General features: G+C 60.4%; 19 protein-coding genes. 7 read left to right on the top strand and 12 right to left on the bottom strand.

All coding sequences use genetic code 11. The annotated features are described in order from the left end of the window. Nucleotides 1-21: 21 nt before the first annotated feature. From FXO12_RS04755 to FXO12_RS04740, 4 genes are read right to left on the bottom strand one after another with little or no spacing between them, the layout of a single operon-like run. Complete coding sequence (locus tag FXO12_RS04755; RefSeq protein ID WP_034127459.1) at nucleotides 22-1215, bottom strand: hybrid sensor histidine kinase/response regulator; 1194 nt, start codon at nucleotides 1213-1215, stop codon at nucleotides 22-24. Continuing rightward, nucleotides 1209-1808 (bottom strand): chemotaxis protein CheB, encoded by a 600-nt coding sequence (locus tag FXO12_RS04750; protein WP_054896518.1) that lies wholly within the window; start codon nucleotides 1806-1808, stop codon nucleotides 1209-1211. Before FXO12_RS04750 ends, FXO12_RS04755 begins: the two co-directional genes overlap by 7 nt. After that, the gene (locus FXO12_RS04745; protein ID WP_019817062.1) at nucleotides 1805-2635 is read right to left on the bottom strand and encodes a protein-glutamate O-methyltransferase CheR; all 831 of its coding nucleotides are present in this window, start codon (nucleotides 2633-2635) and stop codon (nucleotides 1805-1807) included. Before FXO12_RS04745 ends, FXO12_RS04750 begins: the two co-directional genes overlap by 4 nt. Then, a complete protein-coding gene (locus tag FXO12_RS04740) occupies nucleotides 2636-6133 on the bottom strand; it encodes a response regulator (protein WP_060773085.1) in 3498 nt (1165 codons plus the stop codon). A gap of 262 nt (nucleotides 6134-6395) precedes the next feature. Here FXO12_RS04740 and FXO12_RS04735 point away from each other — a divergent pair, with 262 nt between their 5' ends. Continuing rightward, nucleotides 6396-6749: a response regulator gene (locus tag FXO12_RS04735; protein ID WP_060773084.1), complete on the top strand. Its 354-nt coding sequence runs from the start codon at nucleotides 6396-6398 to the stop codon at nucleotides 6747-6749. Nucleotides 6750-6863: 114 nt separating this feature from the next. Next, entirely contained in the window at nucleotides 6864-8264 is a 1401-nt protein-coding gene (locus FXO12_RS04730; protein WP_057975892.1) for a DUF1254 domain-containing protein, read from the top strand. Between the two features lie 54 nt (nucleotides 8265-8318). Here the strand turns inward: FXO12_RS04730 and FXO12_RS04725 are convergent, their stop codons facing one another. The 5 genes from FXO12_RS04725 to FXO12_RS04705 all read right to left on the bottom strand — a co-directional run bounded on the left by FXO12_RS04725 (nucleotide 8319) and on the right by FXO12_RS04705 (nucleotide 14228). After that, complete coding sequence (locus tag FXO12_RS04725) at nucleotides 8319-8990, bottom strand: DUF3313 domain-containing protein (RefSeq protein WP_054919033.1); 672 nt, start codon at nucleotides 8988-8990, stop codon at nucleotides 8319-8321. Between the two features lie 114 nt (nucleotides 8991-9104). After that, nucleotides 9105-10463, bottom strand: coding sequence for a M10 family metallopeptidase C-terminal domain-containing protein (locus FXO12_RS04720; protein ID WP_057975890.1), 1359 nt, complete (start codon nucleotides 10461-10463; stop codon nucleotides 9105-9107). 126 nt (nucleotides 10464-10589) lie between these two features. Further along, nucleotides 10590-11159, bottom strand: coding sequence for an isopentenyl-diphosphate Delta-isomerase (idi, locus tag FXO12_RS04715; protein WP_054896524.1), 570 nt, complete (start codon nucleotides 11157-11159; stop codon nucleotides 10590-10592). 49 nt (nucleotides 11160-11208) lie between these two features. Further along, nucleotides 11209-12006 carry a trans-aconitate 2-methyltransferase gene (locus FXO12_RS04710; protein WP_054896525.1) on the bottom strand — a complete coding sequence of 266 codons (798 nt, stop codon included), beginning with the start codon at nucleotides 12004-12006 and terminating at the stop codon, nucleotides 11209-11211. After that, nucleotides 12003-14228 (bottom strand): cytochrome P450, encoded by a 2226-nt coding sequence (locus FXO12_RS04705; protein WP_057975888.1) that lies wholly within the window; start codon nucleotides 14226-14228, stop codon nucleotides 12003-12005. Before FXO12_RS04705 ends, FXO12_RS04710 begins: the two co-directional genes overlap by 4 nt. A gap of 352 nt (nucleotides 14229-14580) precedes the next feature. Between FXO12_RS04705 and FXO12_RS04700 the strand changes: the two genes are divergently transcribed. Next, on the top strand, nucleotides 14581-15273 hold the full coding sequence (locus FXO12_RS04700; RefSeq protein ID WP_057975886.1) for an aspartate/glutamate racemase family protein: 693 nt from the start codon (nucleotides 14581-14583) through the stop codon (nucleotides 15271-15273). A gap of 427 nt (nucleotides 15274-15700) precedes the next feature. On the opposite strand, the gene FXO12_RS04695 is transcribed toward FXO12_RS04700, so the two are convergent. Then, nucleotides 15701-16213, bottom strand: coding sequence for a GNAT family N-acetyltransferase (locus tag FXO12_RS04695; RefSeq protein ID WP_057975884.1), 513 nt, complete (start codon nucleotides 16211-16213; stop codon nucleotides 15701-15703). 227 nt (nucleotides 16214-16440) lie between these two features. On the opposite strand from FXO12_RS04695, the gene FXO12_RS04690 reads away from it, so the two are divergent. The 4 genes from FXO12_RS04690 to FXO12_RS04675 all read left to right on the top strand — a co-directional run bounded on the left by FXO12_RS04690 (nucleotide 16441) and on the right by FXO12_RS04675 (nucleotide 20670). Next, on the top strand, nucleotides 16441-17412 hold the full coding sequence (locus FXO12_RS04690; RefSeq protein ID WP_060773082.1) for a helix-turn-helix transcriptional regulator: 972 nt from the start codon (nucleotides 16441-16443) through the stop codon (nucleotides 17410-17412). Nucleotides 17413-17511: 99 nt separating this feature from the next. Next, nucleotides 17512-18384 (top strand): transporter, encoded by an 873-nt coding sequence (locus tag FXO12_RS04685; RefSeq protein WP_054898449.1) that lies wholly within the window; start codon nucleotides 17512-17514, stop codon nucleotides 18382-18384. 22 nt (nucleotides 18385-18406) lie between these two features. After that, nucleotides 18407-19561 (top strand): MFS transporter, encoded by a 1155-nt coding sequence (locus FXO12_RS04680; RefSeq protein WP_057975880.1) that lies wholly within the window; start codon nucleotides 18407-18409, stop codon nucleotides 19559-19561. Further along, nucleotides 19558-20670, top strand: coding sequence for a class II histone deacetylase (locus FXO12_RS04675; RefSeq protein WP_057975878.1), 1113 nt, complete (start codon nucleotides 19558-19560; stop codon nucleotides 20668-20670). Before FXO12_RS04680 ends, FXO12_RS04675 begins: the two co-directional genes overlap by 4 nt. Here FXO12_RS04675 and FXO12_RS04670 read toward each other — a convergent pair. Both FXO12_RS04670 and FXO12_RS04665 read right to left on the bottom strand, forming a co-directional pair. After that, on the bottom strand, nucleotides 20660-21799 hold the full coding sequence (locus tag FXO12_RS04670; protein WP_057975876.1) for a glycerate kinase: 1140 nt from the start codon (nucleotides 21797-21799) through the stop codon (nucleotides 20660-20662). The two genes, FXO12_RS04675 and FXO12_RS04670, sit on opposite strands and share 11 nt — an antisense overlap. Nucleotides 21800-22004: 205 nt before the next feature. Then, nucleotides 22005-23105 carry a sugar diacid recognition domain-containing protein gene (locus tag FXO12_RS04665; protein ID WP_034127476.1) on the bottom strand — a complete coding sequence of 367 codons (1101 nt, stop codon included), beginning with the start codon at nucleotides 23103-23105 and terminating at the stop codon, nucleotides 22005-22007. Nucleotides 23106-23115 lie beyond the last annotated feature (10 nt).

Here is a 23115-nt window from a genome sequence, read left to right as displayed (position 1 = left end):
GCGTCGGGGTGACGATTGATTTCACTCGGCCACTTCCAAAGGCAGGCATACCCGGAACAGGGCGCCCTCACCTATCTGACTCTCGACCTCAATCGTGCCGCCATGGGCCGCCACGATCTGCTCGGAAATAAACAGGCCCAGGCCCAGGCCGGCTGCGGAATGGTTGGCCGAAACCCGTTCGAACTGTTGGAAAATACGCTTCTGGTTCTCCTCGCTGATACCAATGCCATGGTCGCGTACCTCTACCCGCGCTTCGCCATGCTCGGTATACACCCGCACCTGCACCGGGCTCTTGGCTCCGTAGCGCAGGGCGTTGGTCAGCAGGTTGGTGATCACCTGCTCGATACGGAACTCATCCCAGCAGCCTTGCACCGGGCTTTCGGCCTGCAATTGCATGGACGACTCGGCGGCTGCCACTTGCGGCGCGAAGTTATCCACCAGGTTGCGTACCAGTTGCGCAAGGTCGATGCGTGCCGGGCGAATCGACAGCTTGCCGGTACGGATACGCGACACGTCGAGCATGTCCTCGATCAGGCGGATCAAGCTCTGGATCTGGCGCTCATCGCGGTCAACCATGGCGCGCATCTTGTCCAGGGTAAACGCCGCGGCGTTGTCCCGGGCCAGGTGCATCTTGCGCAGTTGGGTCTCCAGAATCAGCCCGTTGAGGGGCGTACGCACTTCGTGGGCGACAATCGACATGAAGTCGTCACGCATGCGCACCGCCTGTTCCAGCTCGGCCTGGGTGGCCTGCAGGCGCGTGAGCAACAGCTCCTGCTCACGGCGGCTGCGCTCCAGTTCTTCAACTTGCAGCTTCATCGCCTTGCTCTGCCGATACAGGTCGACGAACACATTGACCTTGCTCTTGACCGCATGGATATCCAGCGGCTTGTGCAGGAAGTCCACCGCGCCGCTTTCATATCCCTTGAAGGCGTAGTTGAGTTCGCGGCCAGCGGCGCTGACGAACACGATGGGGATGTTCTTGGTCTTTTCGGTGCCGCGCATCAGTTCGGCCAGTTCGAAACCGTTCATGCCAGGCATCTGCACGTCGAGGATCGCCATGGCGAATTCATGTTCCAGCAACAGGGACAACGCCTCGTCGGCACTCAATGCCTTGAAGACCTGGCGATCCTCACGCTTGATCAGCGCCTCGAGGGCCAGCAGGTTTTCCGGCAGATCGTCGACGATCAGCAGTTTGGCCTGGACAGTACTTAACATGGGAAGGGTTCCAGGGAAGCCAGCAATGAGCCGATTCGGCTCAAGGAAAGAATATGGTCAGGTGTGTGCAAGGCCAGGGCCGCCAGGGGCATGACGGCAATGCGTGCCTCTTGTGGGTCCTGCACGATGGTAATGCCACCCGATTGCTTGACGTGGGCCAGCCCGCTTGCGCCGTCCTGGTTGGCGCCAGTCAACAAAATGGCGAGCAGGCGAGGCCCATACACATCGGCCGCCGAGGAAAACAGGTAGTCGATGGCGGGTCTGGAATGGTGCACCCGGTCTTCCTGGCTCAGGGACAGGCTGCGGTCCTGCTCTACCGAGAGGTGATAACCGGGCCCGGCAAAGTACAAGGTGCCCGCCTCCAGCGCTTCTTTGTCCCTGGCCTCCTTGACCGGGATGTTCAGGCGCCGGGCAAAGACTTCTGCCAGTTGGCTGCGGCGCTCGTCCGGCAGGTGCAGCACGGCAATGATCGGCAGCGCGAAGGTGCTCGGCAACTGGCCGAAAATACTCAGCAACGCCTCTACGCCGCCGGCGGAAGCGCCGACGACGATGGCTTCGATCCCCGAAATCGGGGTGTCTGGCGCGTCGCTCATGATTTTCGGTAAATCCGTTCCTGCTTGACCAAGGGCTCGAATTGCTTGCTGTAGGCGGAAAAATCCAGGGTTTCCTTGCTGCCCAGCACCAAAAAGCCGCGATGACACAGCGACTCATGAAACAAGCCAAACGCTCGATCTTGCAATTTTTTATTGAAATAAATCAATACGTTACGACATGAAATTAATTGAGTTTCTGAGAATACGCTGTCGGTCGCAAGGCTGTGGTCGGCAAAGGTCACGTTCTCGCGCAATGTCTTGTCGAAGATCGCGTAATCGTAAGCCGCTGTGTAGTAGTCGGCAAATGACCGTTGCCCGCCGGCCTGCTGATAATTGGCGGTGTAGGCGCGCACGTTCTCCAGGGAAAAGATGCCCTGCTTGGCTTTGTCCAGCGACGCGGGGTTGATGTCCGTGGCGTAGATGATGGTGCGTTCCAGCAAGCCTTCTTCACGAAGCAGGATGGCCATGGAGTACACCTCCTCGCCCGTGCTGCAGCCGGCAATCCAGATCTTGATCGACGGGTAGGTCTTGAGCAGCGGCACGACTTCCTGGCGAATCGCGAGGAAGTGCGACGGGTCGCGAAACATCTCGCTCACCGGAATGGTCAAGAATTGCAGCAACTGCATGAACGCGGCCGGGTCGTGCAACACGCGCTCTTGCAGTGCGGAAATGGTCGCGCAGTCGAACTGACGCAAGGCATGGGCCACACGGCGTTTGACCGACGCGCCCGAGTAGTCGCGAAAGTCATAGCTGTACTTGAGGTAAATCGCCTCGATCAACAGGCGCAGCTCAATATCGCTGCTCTTATCCAAGAAACACTGCTCCACTTAAATGCGTTCCATCTTCGGTAGCCATACGCGAATCAGTGAGAACAGGCGGTCCAGGTCAATCGGCTTGGCCAGGTAATCGTTTGAGCCTGCTGCCAGGCAACGTTCCTGATCGTCCTTCATGGCCTTGGCCGTCACGGCAATGATTGGCAGTTTTTTCCAGCGTGGGTCCTGGCGGATCAAGGCGGTGGCCTCGTAACCGTCCATCTCCGGCATCATCACGTCCATCAGCACCAGGTCGATATCGTCCACTTCATTGAGCTTGTCGATGGCTTCCTGGCCGTTACGCCCGATCACCACCACAGCGCCTTTGTGCTCCAGGGCGCTGGTCAGGGCGAAGATATTGCGTACGTCGTCGTCCACCAGCAGGATCTTGCGCCCCTCGAAGACCTTATCGCGGCTGCGGGCAGTCTTGAGCATCTTCTGACGGTCATGGGACAACTGGGATTCGACTTTGTGCAGAAACAGCGTGACTTCATCCAGTAGACGCTCGGGCGAGCGCGCACCTTTGATGATGATCGAGCGTGAATACTTGCGCAGTTCGGCCTCTTCATCCCGGGTCAGGTTACGCCCGGTGTAGACGATTACTGGCGGGAACGAGCAGATGTCCTCGGTGGCCATGCGCTTGAGCAGCTCGTTGCCGAGCATGTCCGGCAGCTTGAGGTCGATGATCATGCAGTCGTAGATAGTGGTGCGCAGCAGGTCGAGGGCTTCCTGGGCAAAGCCTACGGCGGTGATCTCGATGTCATCGTCGCCGATCAGGCGGGCAATGCTGTCGCGCTGCAGGTCATCGTCTTCCACCAGCAGGATGCGCTTGACCTTCTGGGTCAACTTGGCTTCCAGGCGCGCAAACACGTCCTTGAGCTCTTCGCGGGTAGTGGGCTTGACGGCATAACCGATGGCGCCCATGTGCATGGCGGCTTCGACGCGGTCTTCCACGGAAATCACATGCACGGGGATATGGCGCGTGTTGGCGTGTTCCTTGAGGCGTTGCAGCACGGTCAGCCCGGAATGGTCTGGCAGGCGCATGTCCAGCAGGATCGCGTCGGGGATGTACTGCTCGGCAAGGCTATAGCCCTCGTCGGCACCGTGGGCGACCAGGCAGTGGTAACCCAGTTCGTGAGCGAGGTCGAACAGGATTCGCGCAAAATTCGGCTCGTCTTCCACCACCAGGATGCAGCGGGTGCTGAACGGTGCTTTTTCGCGGTCGTCGGCAAAGCGTGGGATCAGCTTGGCGTCGGCCACCGGCAATGGCGACACCTTGACGGGCGCCGGTGCCGGCGCGACCACCACTTGGCGCGGTGGCTCGATCGGCGCTGCGTCCTCGTCGCGTTCGACATACTGTTCAGGCAGTACAAGCGTGAAAATACTGCCTTTGCCCGGTTCGCTGGTCACACTGATATAGCCGCCCAGCAAGGTGGCCAGGTCACGGGAAATCGACAAGCCCAGGCCAGTACCGCCGTAACGGCGATTGGTGGTTCCGTCGGCCTGGCGGAAGGCTTCGAAGATGCTTTCCTGCTGATCCGGGGCGATACCTATGCCGGAATCGCGCACGGTAAAGGCAATGCCCTCCCCCGGCGCGCGGGACACCGACAGGCTGACCTCGCCCTGTTCGGTGAACTTGATGGCGTTGGACAACAGGTTCTTGAGGATCTGCTCCAGGCGTTGGCGATCAGTAAACAGTAGGGTTGGCGAGCCTTGCTGCACGTCCACCTGGAAGCCCAGTTTGCGGTCCATTGCCAGCGGCTCGAACATGCCACGCAGGCCATCCACCAGGCGTTCGACGCTAGCGTTTTCCGGGCGCACTTCCAGCTTGCCGGCTTCGACCTTGGAAATATCCAGGATGTCGTTGATCAGGTTGAGCAAGTCGTTGCCGGCTGAATAGATCGATTCGGCAAACTTGACCTGCTCGGCGCTGAGGTTTTCCTGGGGGTTATCTGCCAGCAGTTTGGCCAGGATCAGCGAGCTGTTCAGCGGTGTGCGCAGCTCGTGAGACATGTTGGCAAGGAATTCGGACTTGTACTTGCTGGAACGCTGCAGCTCATCGGCGCGGTCTTCCAGCTCCAGTTGGGCCTGGTTCAGCTCGATGTTCTTGCGGTCCATGGCGTCGCGCTGTTCGGCCAGGGTCTGGGTCTGTTCGGCGAGTTGCTCGTTGGTCTGCTCCAGCTCAGCCTGCTGGGTTTCCAGGTGGGCCTGGGATTCCTTGAGAATGCGCGACTGTTCTTCCAGCTCTTCGTTGGCGGTCTTGAGCTCTTCCTGTTGCACTTGCAGTTCTTCGTTGAGCTGCTGGGTCTCGGCCAGCACTTCCTGCAAGCGCTGGCGATAGCGCGCGGCTTCGATGGAGGTGCCGATATTGCCGGCGATCAGTTCCAGCAGTTCGATATCACGCTCATCCAGCGGGCGCAGGAAACCCAGCTCGACCACACCGTTGACGCGGTCGTCATCGCTGGTGGGCACCACCAACACACTACGGGTCGCGCCCTCGCCCAGTCCCGAGCTGACCTTGAAGTAATCCACCGGCACATCGTCCAGGCGAATCAGGCGATCGCGCTGGGCGGCCTGCCCGACGATGCCTTCGTCGTTGTAGATCGACTGTTCCTGTTGTTCCTGCTCGCGGGAGAAGCCATACGTGGCCACACGCTTGAGGCCGCCGTGTTCTTCGCGCACGTACAGCGCCGCGACGGCCGAGCCCATGTACTGGGCGAAGAATTGCAGGATATTGCGTCCCAGCATGTTCAGGGTCAGTTGGCCCAGCACTTGCTCGGCCAGCTCGGTCTGGCCATTGCGTAGCCAGGCGGTTTGCTCCAGACGCCGTGCAATCTTCTGTTGTGACGCGAGGTTTGCGCTGTAACTCTTTGAAAGTGAAATTAAATTCTTCCTGCCAATGTAGGCCAGAAAACCACTCAGCCCCAGTACAAACGCCAGGTACAGCGTGACACTGATCACCGTCGTGCGGGTCACCTCTGCGTTACGGGTGATACGGAACTGCTGTTCCATCGCCACCGCGTCCTCATATTCCTTGCGAATTTCATCGGTGAGCCGCTTGCCCCGGCCCGCCTTGACCGCGCCACGATAATCCCCGCTGTTGCGCTGCAGCTCAATCATCGACTGTGCGTAGTTGTTCCATTCGGTTTGCAAGGTTTCCAAGCGCTTGAGTCGGTCGACCTGCTGCGGGTTGTCGGCCACCAGATCCTGCAAATTGCGCAGGTCGGCAATGATCCTCGGCTTGGCCACTTCGTACGGATCAAGGAAGTGCTCGTCACCGGTGATCAGGAACCCGCGCATACCCGTTTCCAGGTCAACCGTCAGTTTGGACGTCTCATTGAGGTTGTTAATGACGCGGTCGGTGTGCTCCACCCACTGGATCACCGAGAGCAAATAGGTAATCAGGCAGACGAAAAACACCGCGCTGAGCACGCCCACGCCCAAGGGCAGGGCCACGTTACGGCTCAGCAAGGTACGAAAGCTTTTTTCATCGACGGACGACGCGGGTGTCATGGGCATGCCTTGGCCAAATGCGGGAAAACCGCAAGTTTGCCCGAATAACGTCGCTCAACGCTATGTTTGTGCGTTGATTGGCAGCGGATGCGGTCAAGCGCATGGCGCCGGTACCTTTGTGAGTCATTACGCAAGCTGACGGGACTTTTTGCCTCGCTAAGGTCACAATGCCAGCAATTGCTTCGGAACTTGCTGGCATTGTTATCACTCACAATCTAGTTGCCTTTAAGCCCAGCGCTCTCACTGTTCAGGAAAGTCCACTATGTCCCACACCTCCACCATCCTTGTAGTCGAAGACGACGCCATCGTGCGCATGCTGATCGTCGATGTCCTCGAAGAGTTGGAGTTCAAGGTGCTCGAAGCCGCGGATGCTGGGGAAGCACTGGCGCAGGTGCAAAATACCGACCAGATCATCGACCTGATGATGACCGACGTTGGCCTGCCCGACATGGACGGCAAACAACTGGCAACCAAGGTCCGCGAACTGCGCGCTACCCTGCCTATCCTGTTTGCCAGCGGCTATGCCGAAAACATTGATGTACCCGAGGGTATGGAGGTGATTGGCAAGCCGTTTTCGATCGATCAGTTGCGTGACAAAGTCAAATCCATGCTCTAACGCCCCTTCCCCATGGTCCTTTGCAGAGATTAACGTGACGACCGGCCAATAAAACAGGAAACTCAGCGCCTTCACGCCACGCTCTCAGATAGCACTCAGGAAGGACGCAACAACATGATTGGAAAACCGACGCGCCTGCTGTTGGCGAGCCTCTCGATACTCATGAGCTCCGGCGCCTGGGCTGACTTCACCGCAAGCCCCAGCGAAGCCAGGGCCATTGCCAAGGAAGCCTACTTGTACGGCTTCCCGGTGGTGCAGATGTACAAGACGCTCTACACCCAGGCCGTTGATAAAGGCGGTGCCCACTTCAAGGCGCCGTTCAACCGTATCGAAAACAGCGCCCAGGTGCTCACCCCCAAGGACAACGCAGTTACCACCCCGAACGTCGACACGCCCTACTCGTTCGTGTGGATGGACTTGCGCAAAGAACCGCTGGTGCTGACCCTGCCCAAGATTGAAGACAACCGCTATTACTCGGTGCAATTGATCGACCTCTATACGCAGAATTTCGCCTACCTGGGCACCCGCAGTACCGGCAATAACGGCGGGCACTACATGATCGCCGGGCCAGACTGGAAAGGTCAGCAGCCGGTGGACATCGACCGTGTGGTCTACAGCGAAAGCAACATCGCCTACGCCCTTTACCGCACTCAACTGTTTGACGACAAAGACCTGAGCAAGGTCAAGCAGATCCAGAGCGGCTACAAGGTGCAGGCGCTGAGCAGTTATGTGAAGCAACCCGCCCCCGCCAACGTGCCGAAGATCCAATGGCCCAAGCCGATGGCGACGATGACCGAAGGCCCGCAGCTGTTTCGCTACCTGAACTTCATGCTGGCCTTCGCCGCGCCCCAGGACAATGAAAAAGATCTGCTGGCGCGCTTTGCCAGGATCGGTATTGCCCCGGGCGCGCCGTTCAAAGTCAACCAGTTGACCGCCGAGCAGCGCAAGGCTCTGGAAGACGGCATCGCCGATGGCCGCGCTGAATTCGCCGCGTTCAAGAAGGCCAAGGTCGACACCCGCCAAGTGACCGGCGCAGACTTGTACGGCAGCCGCGACCACCTGCAAAACAACTACCTATACCGCTACGCCGGTGCCGAGCTGGGGATGTTTGGCAACTCCAGTGATGAAGCCGCGCACTTGAGCTACGTCATCGACAGCGAGGGCAAACCGGCCAATGGTGCACGCCACAGCTACACCGTGCATTTTGCCAAGGACCAGTTGCCGCCGGCTGATGCGTTCTGGTCGCTGACGATGTACGACGCCAAGACCAAACTGCTGGTGCCAAACCACAAGAAGCGCTACCTGATCAACTCGCAGATGCTGCCGACCCTCAAGCTCGATGCCGATGGTGGCTTGACCCTGGCGCTGCAGCACCACGAACCTCCCAAGGCTGAGCAGAGCAACTGGTTGCCGGCCCCACCCGGCCCGTTTTACGCGGTCTTGCGCATTTATCTGCCCAAGCCCGAAGTTGCCAGCGGCCAGTGGAAGCTACCAGCGTTGACGCCGCTTAAATAAGCTCTGCAAATAAAAAAGCGTGGCGGGTGATCACCCGCCGCGCTTTTTTTTGGCTCAGTGTTTTTTCAGTTTCACGTAGGACTGGTGCAGGTCTGACGCCCAACCGTCGATGACGCTTTTTACATCGTCGGCCTTCATCACTTGGGAGTCATTAGCCAGCGGCTTGCCGGTACCTTTGCGCACCACTTGGGCCAGCACTTTATGAGTGGCGCCATCGAGGAACTGCGCCTCGGTGCCCAGGGTGGTCTCCTGGTCGCGAATGCCGGTGCCCGTGCTCACTGCCGCGGCCACCAGGGCGACGGGAATAAACTCATATGGCTTGAGACTCTCGGTCTTGCTGCTCACGGCGGTAATCGCCGCTCTCACAACAATTACCCCTGGGCCTGGGGCATTGGCCACGGGCAGTGACTGACCCAGCTCGCGCTTGAGCGCCTGGTTGTAATAGTCATTGATGCCCCGCAACGTGCTCTCGGGAATTCGGGAAGTGGCCTGGGGCTTGGGGTAAAACTGGGTAGGCTCGATGTAGACCGCGGTGTAGTGGCTCAGGTCCAGCTGTGGATCAACCCAGCGCATCACCTCGGCCCCCGACGGTGACTTGGCTTCCTTGAGCTGGCTGTAGTTGGAAAGGAACCCTGAATATTCATTCGGTTGCACCACTTTGCTGGCGCAACCAACCAAACCGAGCGAGGCGACGCACACTGTGCCGATTATTAGCCTTAGCTTCATTAGTGAACTCCCTGGCGACCATCATCGTAAGAATGAGCTATAGGTATAGCCAATACTTGGGCAGCACACCTGATTTCGCTCGGCGCCAGCCAGTACATGCGTTAAACATTCAGGTCAGAAGCGGAAATCGGAATCCGCGATTCGCCCATATATGTTCACCATGAAGTCTTCTTTTTTGTCGCCATCGAAATCGAAACGCAAAAAGGTGAGATTATGGCTGCGATAATATTCGTGGGTGAAGGTGAGTCGAGGGTGGGCTGCGCGCAGGGCTGAAATATCCAATTTATCCTTGCCGCTGACGAAATCCATTATTACGGTGTTTGCGAAGCTGGCAGATGAGTCGTTCGCGCCGATAACGAAGGTATTTTTACCCGGCCCGCCTGTCAGCCGGTTAAAACCCGAGTTCGCCTTGACATAAAGAATGTCATCGCCCTCGCCGCCCTCCAGTTCGTTACCGACGTCATTGCCAATTAAAATGTCATTGCCCGCACCGCCAATAGCCCGTTCGATGGTGACGCCATTGGCGATCGAAACGTTGCCTAGGCCTCCCCCAACATTAGAGAAGCTGCCCGATTTCAAGTTGAGAACCTGATCTTGCCTGAAGGCGGAGAAATCGAAGGTGTCATTACCATCGGCGTCCCACACGCAAAACACCGGCAAGTCGTCGCTCGACTGCAGTTTGAATACGTCACGATCAGCATTGGAGTTAAAGCCATACGTCGTATCCCCGGTCCGCGTTTGGAGGTTCGCACCAAATTTATCTTGCGTGACTGCAATATCATCCATCATCAGCGCACTTGAATACTGAGTCTTATCACCATGGAACTTATTAAAGCGATGGTCTGAGCGGTTTTCCAGAAAAGGACTCCTTACCGTGTAAGCCGACGTATTTTCCGCGTAGTTGCTTCTCGATACTGCAGACGCTGGGTCAGGAAGACCTAATTTAAAGGCCACAGCCTTTGCAATGATGTGACGCCCAAAACTATTGGGTTTTACCAGCTCATCGGCATGGCGCTGGTTCAGCGATACCTGCACCTTGCCGGGCTCGTCATCGGACACGGGCGTATACCAGGGGGCCTGCCACTTGAAGCTACCGCCATCAACCTTGATCTGCATATGATGGGATTGTGCATTGACAGACTCTTTGAACCGAATATTTGCAGTATCGCTGAAATTATTCAGGGTCTCACGGATCACGCCTTTTTGTGCTTCTGTGAACTGGCTGGTCGTGCCCCCCGTTTCGGGACGATTGGCGAACTCATACGTCACCTCCGCAGGGTCCCCGGAACCCAGTGAACCGGCAAATCCGGCTGCACCTTTTGACCCTTTTAATACTTGGTCCATGGACAATGAAACTTGGCGATGTTTAATCTTATCGCCGCGGTCGTCAGCATGAGCAATTTCAACGACAGTCCTGTGTGCAACGCTGGTGGCGCATGCTCTTGCCAACGCAATGTTCGGATCAATATTCATGAGGTAGTCCTATGGGAACTTGGCATTTGTCTACTCGCCTGACGGCAGGCCGGCGACCTGCGTATCAGTGGTATTCCTACGCAAAACAGTTCCAAAAACTCACCTGGCAGCCGACGCCTATCTACCTCATGCTCCGCGACCCAGCGGTGGGAGCGTGGCCTCGGCCCTGGGCGCATCGAACGAAGGATGCTCTGATAGAAGGCGCTGCCACTGCATCCGAAACCAGGGCGTGAATGGCGCTCGGGGCTCTGCAAGCTGGGCCGTTATTTCGGCGCGGGTCAGCCACTTGATATCGCTGACTTCCTCTGGGACGGGCGAGACCTCAGCGTCAGATTGAGCAACCAGCACATGACAGAGTTCATGCTCGGCGCCGATCGAGCCAAACAAAGCATGATACTCAAAGTAATAGAGAGCTCGACACGAAGCCCAGACGCCTAGCTCTTCACGCAGACGACGAGAGGCGGCATCCAGAATAGTCTCTCCAGGTGCCGGATGACTGCAGCAGGCATTCGACCAGAAACCTGCCCAGAGCATTTTATCCGCCGCCCGACGCTGAAGCAGATGACGCCCACGGCTGTCAATCAAGTGCACTGAAAAAGCGCGATGAAGCTGCCCAGCTCCCAGGTGAGCATCGCGTTTATCGCACACGCCAATCTGTACATCCTGTGCGTCGACTAACACTACCTCGTGGATCATGCTGGATCTCCTTTTGTGCAATGAGGCGCGCACGCCACACAGTATCGAGCTAAAGAATTTGTCCCCAGGCACTGACCAAGGTCAACGCGGCGTCGGTGAACGCTGGATCGGCACGCAGCATGACCATGGCATCCAGCTCTGCCTGGGTGAGTAACCCAAGTTCCAACAATGCAGGCCCTGCCTGCGCGGTGGTTGCCGCCCAGAAGGCATCTGCCGGGCTGTTGTCGCCGATTCGGCCTTCGAGGGTGCGATGCCCCACGTTGACAAGCCCCCGGTCACGTAGCCGATCAGGCAGTCGATCGGCCCAGAACATGTCAGACCCGATGGACTGCTCCAACAGTGTGATTCCGGCCTGGGCTACTTTGCGCAACAACGGGTTCGTCGTTCTGAGGCTCGGTTGCAGGCTCACATCTTCGATCACCAACCAGCCTCCGGGACGTAACCAAGTGGCGGCTCGCGTCACTATCTCCTCGCGGTCAGTGAGGTGGCACAGCAACGCCCGGGCGTGCACCACGTCAAACGATGCGGCAGGAAAATCATCGGTCGTGACATTGTGGGTCATCACCTTGATGCCGGGGATATCGACCAGGAAGCGGGTATCGATATCCGTGGCGGTAACCGTTGCGTCGGGATATCGCTGGCTCAACCAGCCGGCGAGCGATCCGGCACCGGCGCCCAGATCAAGGATGGCGGGCGCGTCCGGCAGATCCAATCGTTCAAAAACCTTATGGCTTAACGGGTCAAAGGCGCGCTCCAGGGTTTGCAACCTCGCCAATTGGCCTGCGTGTTGGTCCGCGAGATAGCTGCGGGTGTAGCCGGGTTGCTCGGTGGAAACAGATGTGGTCAAAGCACGACCTCCAATTGATCAGGGCAGCGATTGAGAAACCCGCGCTCTTCGGGCTTGAACCCCGGAGCCCAGCGCAGGTTGGGAAAGGTCTGCAGCAGCATGCGCGCACCGATCGTGATCTCCATCCGGGCGAGCATGGAGCCCAGGCAGAAGTGGCGCCCCGCTCCGAAAGCGAAATGGCTGGTCGCCTGTTCGGCGCGCAACATATTGAAGGTGTCCGGGTCGCTGAACCGGGCCGGATCACGGTTGGCTGAACCGATCAGGCAGGCCAGGGTTGCGCCACCCGGAATTGTTCCCGAGGGCAGTTGCAGCGGTTCAGTCGCCTCCCGCAGCACAAGTTGCAATGGCGGGTTGCGTCGCAGGGTTTCAGTGAGGGCGTTGTCCATCAGTGCTGGATCAGCGATCACCGCCTCTTTCACGCCAGGTTCGCTCAACAGGTTGACAATCAGATTCGCCAGGGCGCCGTGACTGGTCTCGCTGCCTGCCGTCATCAGGATCGCGCAATAGGACCGTACAAAGGACTCGGACAACGGCTGGTCGTCAATGCGTGCCGCCAGGAGTTGTGAAATCAAGTCGTCCTTGGGTTCTATACGCCGAGCGTCGATGTAGGGCTGGATAAAGTGGTAAAAACTGTCTCGGTTGGATAACCCGCCGGTCAACAGTGCTGGGTCCTGACGATAGTTGCCCATGTACGCGAAGCCGATGGCACACCAACGCTTGAGCCGCTCCACCTCCTCTCGTGTGTGTGCCGGGAGGCCCAATGCATGAGCCATCACTCGCACCGGCAGCGCAGCGGTGAAATCGGCAATCAGGTCGACCTGAGGCCGGCCCTGCATACGCGCCAGCAAGTCTGCGGTCACTGCGGTGACAGACGCTTCGAGCGCCACCAGCGCCTTGCTGCGAAACGACGGGGTGAGCAATGCTCGGTGCTGGGCGTGTTCGCAGCCGTCCATGGTCACAATGGTGTGCCCCAGCAGCGGCCCAATCTGCCAGGTGTAGTTGCGATTGCTTGCCCCTGGGTGGGTCAACGCGGCTTTGACATCCACATGCCGACTGACCAGCCAAACATCGGTGGGCTCGTCGTACGCGATCGGCAGTGTGGTGCGTAAACGCTCATACAAGGGGTACGGGTCGATTTCGAACTGGCGGGACTTGAGGGTCGGCGGAGTCAGCGCCAGGTCCACTTGTCGGCTGTGCTGTACCGCGCAGCCATCGGCCTGTAGGTGATAGCGCGAAACGCTGCGATGCCAGTCCCCCGCCGCCCGGACAACCTGACGCAACCGGTCCGGATCGGTCGCAGCGCACGGCGGATAATGGGCATGCTCGGTAGCGGCTGCCGTGAATTGAGCAACTGCCGTGTTGACCATCTGATGGGCTGCTTCTATCGCGCCAGGCCAGTCCAGGCCGGCGGTGTGCGCGAGTATCGACACCAGATTGAAGCGCTCGCCACACACCACATCTTTGGCAACCGAGTGGATATCGTTCGTCCACGCGATGATATCGGCAGCGTGCTTACGCAACCTGCTCCACGTTTCCACCTGCGCAGGATGCTCGTACGGGTCCAGGGCTTCGGCACCATCGATCAGATCAAAAAAGAACAGGGCGCCGAAGGAATCCCGGCGCAACGGCAGATACTCAGCCAAGGCGAGCGCCGTATCGGTTTCTCGCATGCGTACCTGCGCCGCCTGCGCGCGCAGATGCTGGACCAAATGCCCCGCCAGCCTCTTCCGCCAAGGCCCGCTGCCCCAACGCTGGGTCTCGGGCCACAAGTCGTCGACCAGAACAGCCAGCATCGGGTCCTCGAACCCGCCGCGTTCACCTGACGGCACAGCATCGCCGCTGTCGGTCAATGCCTGCACGGCGGCGATGAAATGCTCCAGCGCGCCGTTTTCCGCCCAGGGTCCGTCATCAATACGGTCATCGAGCGTAAGCGCCCACAGGTACCAGCACACCAGAGTCTGCGCTCGGTGCGTGGGCGCCCGCCCGCACAATGCTATTCCCAGGTCGAGCAGTGCCGTGGTGGTCAACCGATGCGCGCCACGCCTGCCGATCAAACCGTATCGCTGCGCCCAAGCAAGCGCATGCGTACGCAACCGTTCAGTGTCGGCACGCGGCGGTGCAACGGCGAAAGGTAGCTGGATATCGGGAATAGTGAGCGGCGCCGGTGACGAATGACTGTTGTGGCGGGTATCGGTGTCGCCTTCACAGTGTTGCGCTGCCATGAAAAGCTCCTCTGGAATCAAACTTTCAGTAGGGCTGACTTTATTTGAAATCAAAAACACAGGATGTGAGAGGTATCCGAAGGTCACCCGGCAATGGCGGTCTTTCGGCGTAGGGGAAAACGGAGCGTCGCCATCAGCTCAGGGGCTGCTCGGTCGTTCGTGCTGATTAAATAGGGGGTTTTCAGAAAAATATACTGTCATTTCTCACAGGTATGGACGAGTCGCCCAATACCGAACAATGACGGATCACCCACGCTTCTTGAACTGCTCCGGTGAATGGGTCGGCAACTGCGTATGACTTATCAGCCTCGAGTGGATAAGGTGAAGGCTTATCCTTTTTCAGGAGCACCCTATGCGCACCATCGGCCTTATCGGCGGCATGAGCTGGGAGTCCAGCGCCGAGTATTACCGCCTTATAAACCAGCGCGTGCGCGACCGTCTTGGCCCGCTGCGCTCGGCGCAAGTGTTGATGTACAGCGTAGATTTCGGCCCGGTGGAACAGGCTCAGCATGCCGGGCGTTGGGACGATGCCGCGCTGATCCTGGAAGATGCCGCACGGCGCTTGCAGGCCGGGGGCGCTGATTGTGTGGTGCTGTGTACCAACACCATGCACTTGGTGGCACCGCGTATTGAGGCGGCGGTGTCGATCCCCTTCCTGCATATTGCTGATGCCACGGCGGCGGCGGCTCTGGAGGCCGGGACCCTGACGGTGGGCTTGCTGGGTACCGCGTTCACCATGGAGCAGGAGTTCCTGAAGTCCCGCCTTGCCGCCCAGGGGCTTACCGTGCTGGTGCCAGACGCGGATGAACGCCAGGAGGTGCACCGAATCATCTATGAAGAACTGTGCGTGGGCATCATCAGTGACGCGTCACGCCAGGTGTATCAGCGGGTGATCCAGGCACTCGCTGCACAAGGCGCCCAGGCGATCATCCTCGGCTGTACGGAAATCTGCCTGCTGGTCCAGCCCGAACACAGCGCCCTGCCGCTGCTGGACACCACCGCGTTGCATGCGCAGGCCGCGGTGGGGTTTGCCTTAGAGGCTTAGGTATCGACACAACTTTGTGGTCCTTACCTGAATAACGGGTATGTACTCGGTCTGATCCAACATCCTGGCGGGCTTGCCCGCTTTCGCGGGCAAGCCCGCTCCCACAGGGGATCTGTACCAGACGCTGATTCTGTGGGTAATGCATGACCCGTGTGGGAGCTGGCTTGCCTGCGATAGCGGTGGTTCAGTTGTAGATTCAGTGACTGACACTCCGCCTTCGCGCGCTTGCCCTAATGCCAGTCAGTTAAGAGCTAGAGCAGACAACCAGTGACTTGTGGCGAGGGAGCTTGCTCCCGCTGGACTGCGTAGCAGTCCCATTTTTGGGGCCGCTTCGCGCCCCAGCGGGAGCAAGCTCCCTCGCCACAGTTACCGATTCTGTATTAACTGACTGGCATTGGGGCAAGCCAGCTCCCACAGTTTTACAGGATCAAGCCGACGTGCGCAGGCGCGCCATGCTCAGGGTGTCGACAAACATACCGTCGCGCAGGGCGTAATCGCGCAGCCGCCCTTCCACTTCGAAGCCGAACTTGCGGTACAGGTTGTGCGCAGGCTCGTTGTCCGCGTAAACAGTCAGCTCCACACGGTGCAGGTTCATCCAGTTGTCGGCTACCTCCAACGCGGCCGCCAACAGCCGCGAACCGACACCCTTGCCCTGCCAGGCGGGCGCCACGCCCATACCCAACGAGCCAACGTGGCTCTGGCGTACACGCAGATATTGCTCAAGCCCCAGTTGGCCAATCACCTCACCGCCCTGCACCGCCACCAGTTGCAGGCGCCGCTCGTTATCCATCACCAGGCGCTTGCGCCACATCTCAACAGACTGAAAAGGCATTTGTAGCACCTGACGACAAACAGCCGGTTCGTTGTAGAGCGCGGCGACGCCCTCCAGGTGGGCCTCGGTAAAACGCTGGATCACGATAAACGGTTCAGGTGGGTGCATTGCATTTCATCCTTTGAAAGACAAGTGGCGGGCCAGTGTAGAGGCGAAGCGCCTGGCTGACGAGCCGGGAGTTTTCCCACTGGCCGACCAGCACCATCCTGCATCTGAACGATGGCGATCCAAATGCGCAGCGCCGATACTCTGCCCAGGCCCTGCCCCGTCAACCCGACGCTTCGGCCTTCACCCTGTGACGAGAACAACAAAAAAAGTCCCACAGAGGAACACCCATGAGCCGTCTTGATCACTCGGGCCTGTTACAGGCCTTCAGCACCCTGACCCTGGACCTGCAACGGCTGGCCCAACATCAGGACATCGAACACTTCCAGCGCCATGCCCTGGCACGCGTCAGCCAATTGCTGGCCTTCGACAGTGCCTGGTGGGGACGCTCGGCTGTCATCAACGGTCTGCCGCAAGAGCACAACAGCTACCTCTATCAGTTGCCACCCGACTACCTGGCGGACTGGCAGTCGATCCGCCATCTGGACGTTACCGTTGCACGGGTGCATGCCTCGCCTGGCGAGGCAGTGATTATCGATATGCGCGACCCCGCCAACGGCAGCGCCTTGAATTGGCTGGGGCAACGCCACGGCCTGGGTGAATTGCTGTGTGTGATCCATATCGACCCGCAAACCCACCTCAGCCACCACCTGACGCTCTACCGCCAGCCCACTGCGCCCACGTTCAACGCGCAGGATTGCCAGTTACTCAATAACCTGATGCTGCATCTGGTGGCGGCGGTCTCGGCAAACCAGATCCGCACCTTGGTGGCCATGCGTGAAACCCTGGCCAGCCCGCGCAATCTGGCCCTGGCGGTGTGCGACCCACGGGGTGTGTTGCAATGCGCCGAGCGTGGTTTTGTCGACCTGCTGCTCAGCGAATGGCCGCAATGGCGTGGCCCCACCCTGCCGGTGTTGCTGGATGAGCGCGGGCATGACGGCAAGCGCATCCATATCCAGGCGTCACCGGTGGGCGACCAATTGCTGTTGGCCGCGCGCCTCAACCGCGCCCTGCCCCAGCTCAGCCCACGGGAAAACGACGTAGCCCAAGGGTTTGGCGAGGGCAAGACCTACAAGGAAGTGGCCCGCGACCTTGGCCTCTCACCCAACACCGTGCGTCACCATATCCGCGCCATCTACGCCAAGCTCGGCGTCAAGGACAAGGCGCGCATAGCGCACCTGGTGCACGCCCCGCCCGACTGACCCTGCCCGCTTCTCCCACGGTTTTGCCACGGTCGTTTTTTACGGTCACGGGCTGCTGTTGCCCATTTTCCGGCCTCCTCTGACACGAGACGCTTCGCCATGACTTCAACGCGCCTACGTAACCTGACAGTGCTGTGCGCCAGCCTGTTCAGCCTCGACAGCCAGGCTGCCGACCTCAACGCCCGGGACTTTTTCGCCGCCCCACCGGGCACCCGCCTGGGTGTGCTGTACCTGCCCGCCACCCGTGCCAGCGATTTCCATGGCCCCGCCGACAGCACCGGCAAGGCCGACCTCAGGGTCAACGCCGTGGCTTACCGCCAGGTGTATTTCACCGACGCCTGCGGCACGTTGTGCACGCCGCAATTCATCCTGCCCTTTGCCGACATCAGCGCACGCCTGCCCGGCGCCAACCAGCGCAGCCGCGAGCGCGGCCTGGGCGATCCACAGGTGGGCGGCACGCTGTTTTTCGTCAACGACCCGGCTTCGCGCACTTACAGCGGCTTGTTGAGCCTGATCACCGTGCCGGTGGGTGAGTATCACAGTCAAAACCCGGACGTCTCTCCCGGTGCCAATCGCTGGGGCGCCACCTTTGTCTACAACTACACCCACGGCATCGGCGAAAACTGGGTACTGGAAGCCAACCTGGAAGCCCAGCTCTATGGCCGCAATGACGATTACTTTGGCAGCGAACTCAAGCAAGCCCCGCTGTATCGCCTGCAGGCTTTTGCCTCGTATGACTTCAGCGCCGCCACTTACGGTGCACTGCGCCTGATCCAGGCCGACGGTGGCGCCCTGCGCCTCGACAACCGCCGCCTCGACGACACCCACAAGCGCTACACCCAAGTCGGCTTCGAACTCGGGCATTGGCTCGACCGGCAGAACCAACTGATGGTCAGCCTTTCGCAAAGCGTTGCGGCTTCCAATGGCTATGCCGGCACCGAAGCGCTGTTGCGCCTGGTGCATGTGTTCTGACCCCTTTCCCTGGAGCTTGAAAATGCCCATTTCCAACCCTGCGATAACGGCACGGCTGGCAGCGATCGTGCTGTTTGCCGCCATCACCCCGACCATCCTGATGACAGCTCCCGCCGTGGCCGCGCAGTTGGCCAGCCAGTGGCAACTGAGCCCGGCGCGTATTGGCGACTTGTTTTCCGTGGAGCTGGGCGCCATGAGCCTGGCGACCTTGCCCGCCTGGTGGTGGCTCAAGCGGGTTGACTGGCGCACCGCCGCCCGGGTCGCCGCGCTGCTGTTCATGGCCGCCAACCTGCTGTCGATGCTGGCCGACACCTACGCCGGACTGCTGGTGTTGCGCGCTACCAGCGCCCTGGCCGGCGGCTCGTTGATGATCCTCTGCCTGGCCAGTGCGGCCACCACCGCCAACCCCAGCCGGGTCTATGGTTTGTGGGTGATGGGGCAGTTGATCGTCGGTGCCGTCGGCCTGGTGGTGTTGCCTGGTTTGTTCGAACGATTTGGCTTGAATGCCTGCTACTTGATCCTGGCGGGGTTGATGGCTCTGCTGCTGCCATTGGCGCGGGCGTTTCCCGCCGGTAGCCCTGCGTTGCCCGCCAACCGCGCCCCGGTCTTGCCCGGTTCACGCTGGAAAGCCGCCCTGGGGGTTGGCGCGGTGCTGGCCTTTTACATCAGCCTGGGGGGCGTATGGACCTTTATCGGTGCCTTGGGCGCCAGTGCCGGGATTTCGGCGCAGCACGGCGGCGAAATCCTCGCCATCGCCACCGTGATGGGCATTGCCGGGGCAGCGAGCGCTTCACTGATCGGGGCCCGCTTGCCGCGTGGAGTGCTGTTGCTGCTGGGCTACCTGTTGATGGCGGCAGCGGTGCTCTTGTTGCTTGGCCAGCCCGCATTGCTGCGATTTGCCTTGGCGGTGCTGCTGTTCAAATTCACCTGGACCTTCATTCTGCCGCTGATCCTGGCCTGCCTGGCCGACCTCGATCACAGCGGCAAGCTGATGAACGCCTCCAACCTGGTCATCGGCGGCGGCCTGGCCATCGGCCCAGCGCTCGCCGGCCGCCTGATCGAGGCCAGCGGCGGGTTCAGCCTGTTGCTGCTCGGTGCAGCCGCTATCACCTTGCTGTCGCTGGTGATGATCATCGCCAGCCGTCCCCACTCCCCCACTGAACTGGAACCGGTATGAACCCAACCACCGCATTTTTCTTCGACGAAATTAGCCTGTGGCACAGCGCCGGCGCCCATGCGCTGACCCTGCCCGTGGGCGGCTGGGTGCAGCCGCCGGCCGGCAGCGGGCATGCCGAGTCACCGGAGACCAAGCGCCGCTTGAAAAGCCTGTTGGATGTCTCCGGATTGAGCCGCCAACTACAACTGCGCAGCGCGCCGCCAGCCAGTGAAGAGGATCTGCTGCGCGTCCACAGCCGTGCCTATCTGCAGCGTTTCAAGGCCCTGAGCGATGCTGGCGGCGGTGAGCTTGGCCCCCAGGCACCGATCGGGCCGGGCAGCTACGAGATTGCGCAACTGTCCGCCGGACTGACCCTGGCCGCCGTGGACGCGGTGCTCAAGGGCCAGGCGCACAATGCCTATTCGCTGTCGCGGCCACCGGGGCATCACTGCCTGGCAGACAGCGCCATGGGCTTTTGCTTTCTCGCCAACATTGCCATTGCCATCGAGGCCGCCAAGGCCCGCAACGGACTGGGCAAAGTCGCCGTGATCGACTGGGATGTGCACCACGGCAACGGCACGCAGTCGATCTTCGAAGAACGGGCCGATGTGTTGACGATTTCCCTGCATCAGGACGGCTGCTACCCGCCTGGCTACAGCGGCGAGCAGGATCGAGGCCGCGGGGCCGGCGTGGGGGCCAACATCAATATTCCGTTGCCCCCAGGCAGTGGGCACGCCACCTATCTACACGCCATGGAACGCATCGTAGTGCCCGCGCTGGAGCGCTTCGAGCCGGAGTTGATCATCGTTGCTTGCGGTTATGACGCCAACGCCGTCGACCCGCTAGCGCGCATGTTGTTGCACAGCGAATCGTTCCGTCTGCTGACCCGCGCCCTGCGCCTGGCAGCCGATCGTTTATGTCAGGGCCGCCTGGTGCTGGTGCACGAAGGCGGCTACAGCGAAGCCTATGTACCGTTCTGCGGCCTGGCGACCCTGGAGGAATTGAGCGGCGTGCGCACAGCGGTGCTAGACCCGATGCTTGAGTTTGTGCAGTTGCAGCAACCCGGTGCGGCGCTGCAGGGGTTTCAAGCGCAGTGGGTGGAGCGGTTGGCGCGCGGAGTCAGCGAGTAGCTGCCAAACGCCACACCCGCGCAACGTCCGAGGCCCGCTCACGCAACAGGCGCGGCGCCTCGTGACAAGCCTGTTCCAGTGACATCGGGCCCGATGGCAAAGCAAATGCTGCGTCCACACCCTGGGCATACATCTGCTCGTAGCCCTCGCCCAATGTCCCCGCAATGACGACCACCGGCACGCCCTGTCGCTGGGCAATGCGAGCCACGCCAAACGGGGTTTTGCCACGCAGGGTCTGGGCGTCGAAGCGGCCCTCGCCGGTAATCACCAGGTCGGCACCACGCACCGCTTCATCCAGGCCAACCAGTTCAGCAACCACCTCGACCCCTGGACGAAACTGGGCGGCGAGGAACGCCTTGGCAGCAAAGCCCAGTCCACCGGCGGCACCACTGCCGGGTTCGTCGCGCACATCCTTGGGCAGCACCTGGGCGCAATGGTCAGCGAAGTGCCCAAGGGCCGCGTCCAGTTGTGCCACCTGCTCGGGGCTCGCGCCTTTTTGCGGGCCGAAAATCGACGAGGCACCGTGGGGGCCGCACAGGGGATTGTTGACGTCGGCGGCGATTTCAAAACGCACCTGTGCCAGGCGCGGGTCCAGTTGTTCGAGGCTGATATGGGCCAGGCGCGCCAACGCCAACCCACCCGCCGGCAGTGGCTGGCGTTCGCTATCCAATAGCTGCACGCCAAGGGCCTGCATCGCCCCCGCGCCGCCATCGTTGGTAGCACTGCCACCAATCGCCAGGATGATGCGCTGCGCCCCGGCATCCAGCGCGGCGCGGACCAACTCGCCGGTGCCATAGGTGGTACTGGAACAGGCGTCGCGCTGCCCCGGCGCGACGAGTTGCAAACCACTGGCCTCGGCCATCTCGATCATCGCGGTATGGCTGTCCGCCAACCATCCCCAACGCGCTTCGACGCTGTCGCCCAGCGGGCCTCGGACTGTTTGCCGACGCAATTGCCCCTTACACGCGGCGAGCACCGCATCCACCGTGCCTTCACCGCCATCGGCCATCGGGCATTGAAGCACGTGCGCATCCGGCCAGACCTCGGCCCACCCCTCGGCAATCGCCTGGGCGACACCTGCGGCACTCAGGCTGTCTTTGAACGAGTCGGGGGCGATCACGATTTTCATGGGCTTTCTCCGGTTTTTATAACGCCCATGCTGCCAGTTGGCTGGGGCAATGACGCGGGGCCGATGCACAAGTGTGGAGCGGGTTTGTTGTTCATTTCTACAATGCCCGTTGTAGGCGCGAGCTTGCTCGCGAAAGACCGGAACGCGCCGCGGTGAATCCGGCAACCTGCGTTATCGTTGACGTTTTTCGCGAGCAGGCTCGCTCCTACAGGGGGTGGGGCAGCAGTTGGACGCCCAGGTACAAGGCAAGCATCCCATCTAGCGTCAGCGGGTCTACGCCGCTGAGTTCGGCTATGCGCTCCATGCGGTAGCGCAGGCTGTTGCGGTGAATGCCCAAGGCGTCGGCACACGCCTGGCTTTGCCCATCGTGCTCGCACCAACTGCGCAACGTGGCAAGCAGTTGCCCGTTGCTGTCCTTGGCCAACACTTTGCGCAACGGGTTGAGCAATTCGTCCAGGGCGTCGTCGTTGCGATGACGCCACAGCATCACCGGCAGGCGATAACGGTTGAGGGTCAACAGGCGTGATTGCGGCAGGATATCGCGGCCATAAGCAAGCAGATCACCCACCCGCCGATAGCAGCGGCGCAGTCCCGCCAAGCCCTCCGCTTGCCCGCCGATGGCCACGCGCAGGACGTTCCAACCCAGGCCGTCGAGCTTTTCCAGCAAGCGGGGGTTATCGACCTGCACCCCAGCAGGTCGGCACCACAGCAAGGAAAACTGCGCAGAGCTGACGCACCAACTGTCGGGGTAGCGGCTGGCGAGCCAGGCGCTCAGGGCCTCCGCCGTTTGGCCCGGGCCCAGTTCAAACAGGTATGGCGTGCGCGCCAGTTGTGGCTTGAGCCCCAGTTGCTGGGCTTCGTCCACCAGGCGCGGGGAGTCGCCGCTGTCGGCCAACAGCAGGGCCAGCAGATCATCGCAACGCTGGCGCCGCCATTGTTGTTCGGCTTGCTGGTGGCGTTGGCTGACCAGCATTTCAGCGGTCATGCGCACCAGTTCGGCATAGGTGCGTAACCCATCCGGCTCGCCGGTGATACCCAGTACGCCAATCAGGCGCTGATCATGCAGCAGCGGCAGATTGATTCCTGGTTGCACACCCTTGAGATGCTTGGCGGTCTGCCCGTCGATTTCCACCACCCGCCCATTGGCCAACACTAGCTGGGCACCTTCATGGCGGGTATTGATACGCTCCGGCTCGCCGCTGCCCAGGATCAAGCCCTGGCTGTCCATGACATTGACGTTATGGGGCAGGATTGCCATGGTGCGATCGACAATCTCCTGCGCCAGGGCATGATCCAGCTCGAACATGGGGCTAATT

It is taken from the genome of Pseudomonas sp. J380 (assembly GCF_009827115.1).
Classification (GTDB): Bacteria; Pseudomonadota; Gammaproteobacteria; order Pseudomonadales; family Pseudomonadaceae; genus Aquipseudomonas; species Aquipseudomonas paracarnis.
Note: the sequence above shows the minus strand (reverse complement) of the source record. Positions and strands in the feature narration are given on the sequence as shown.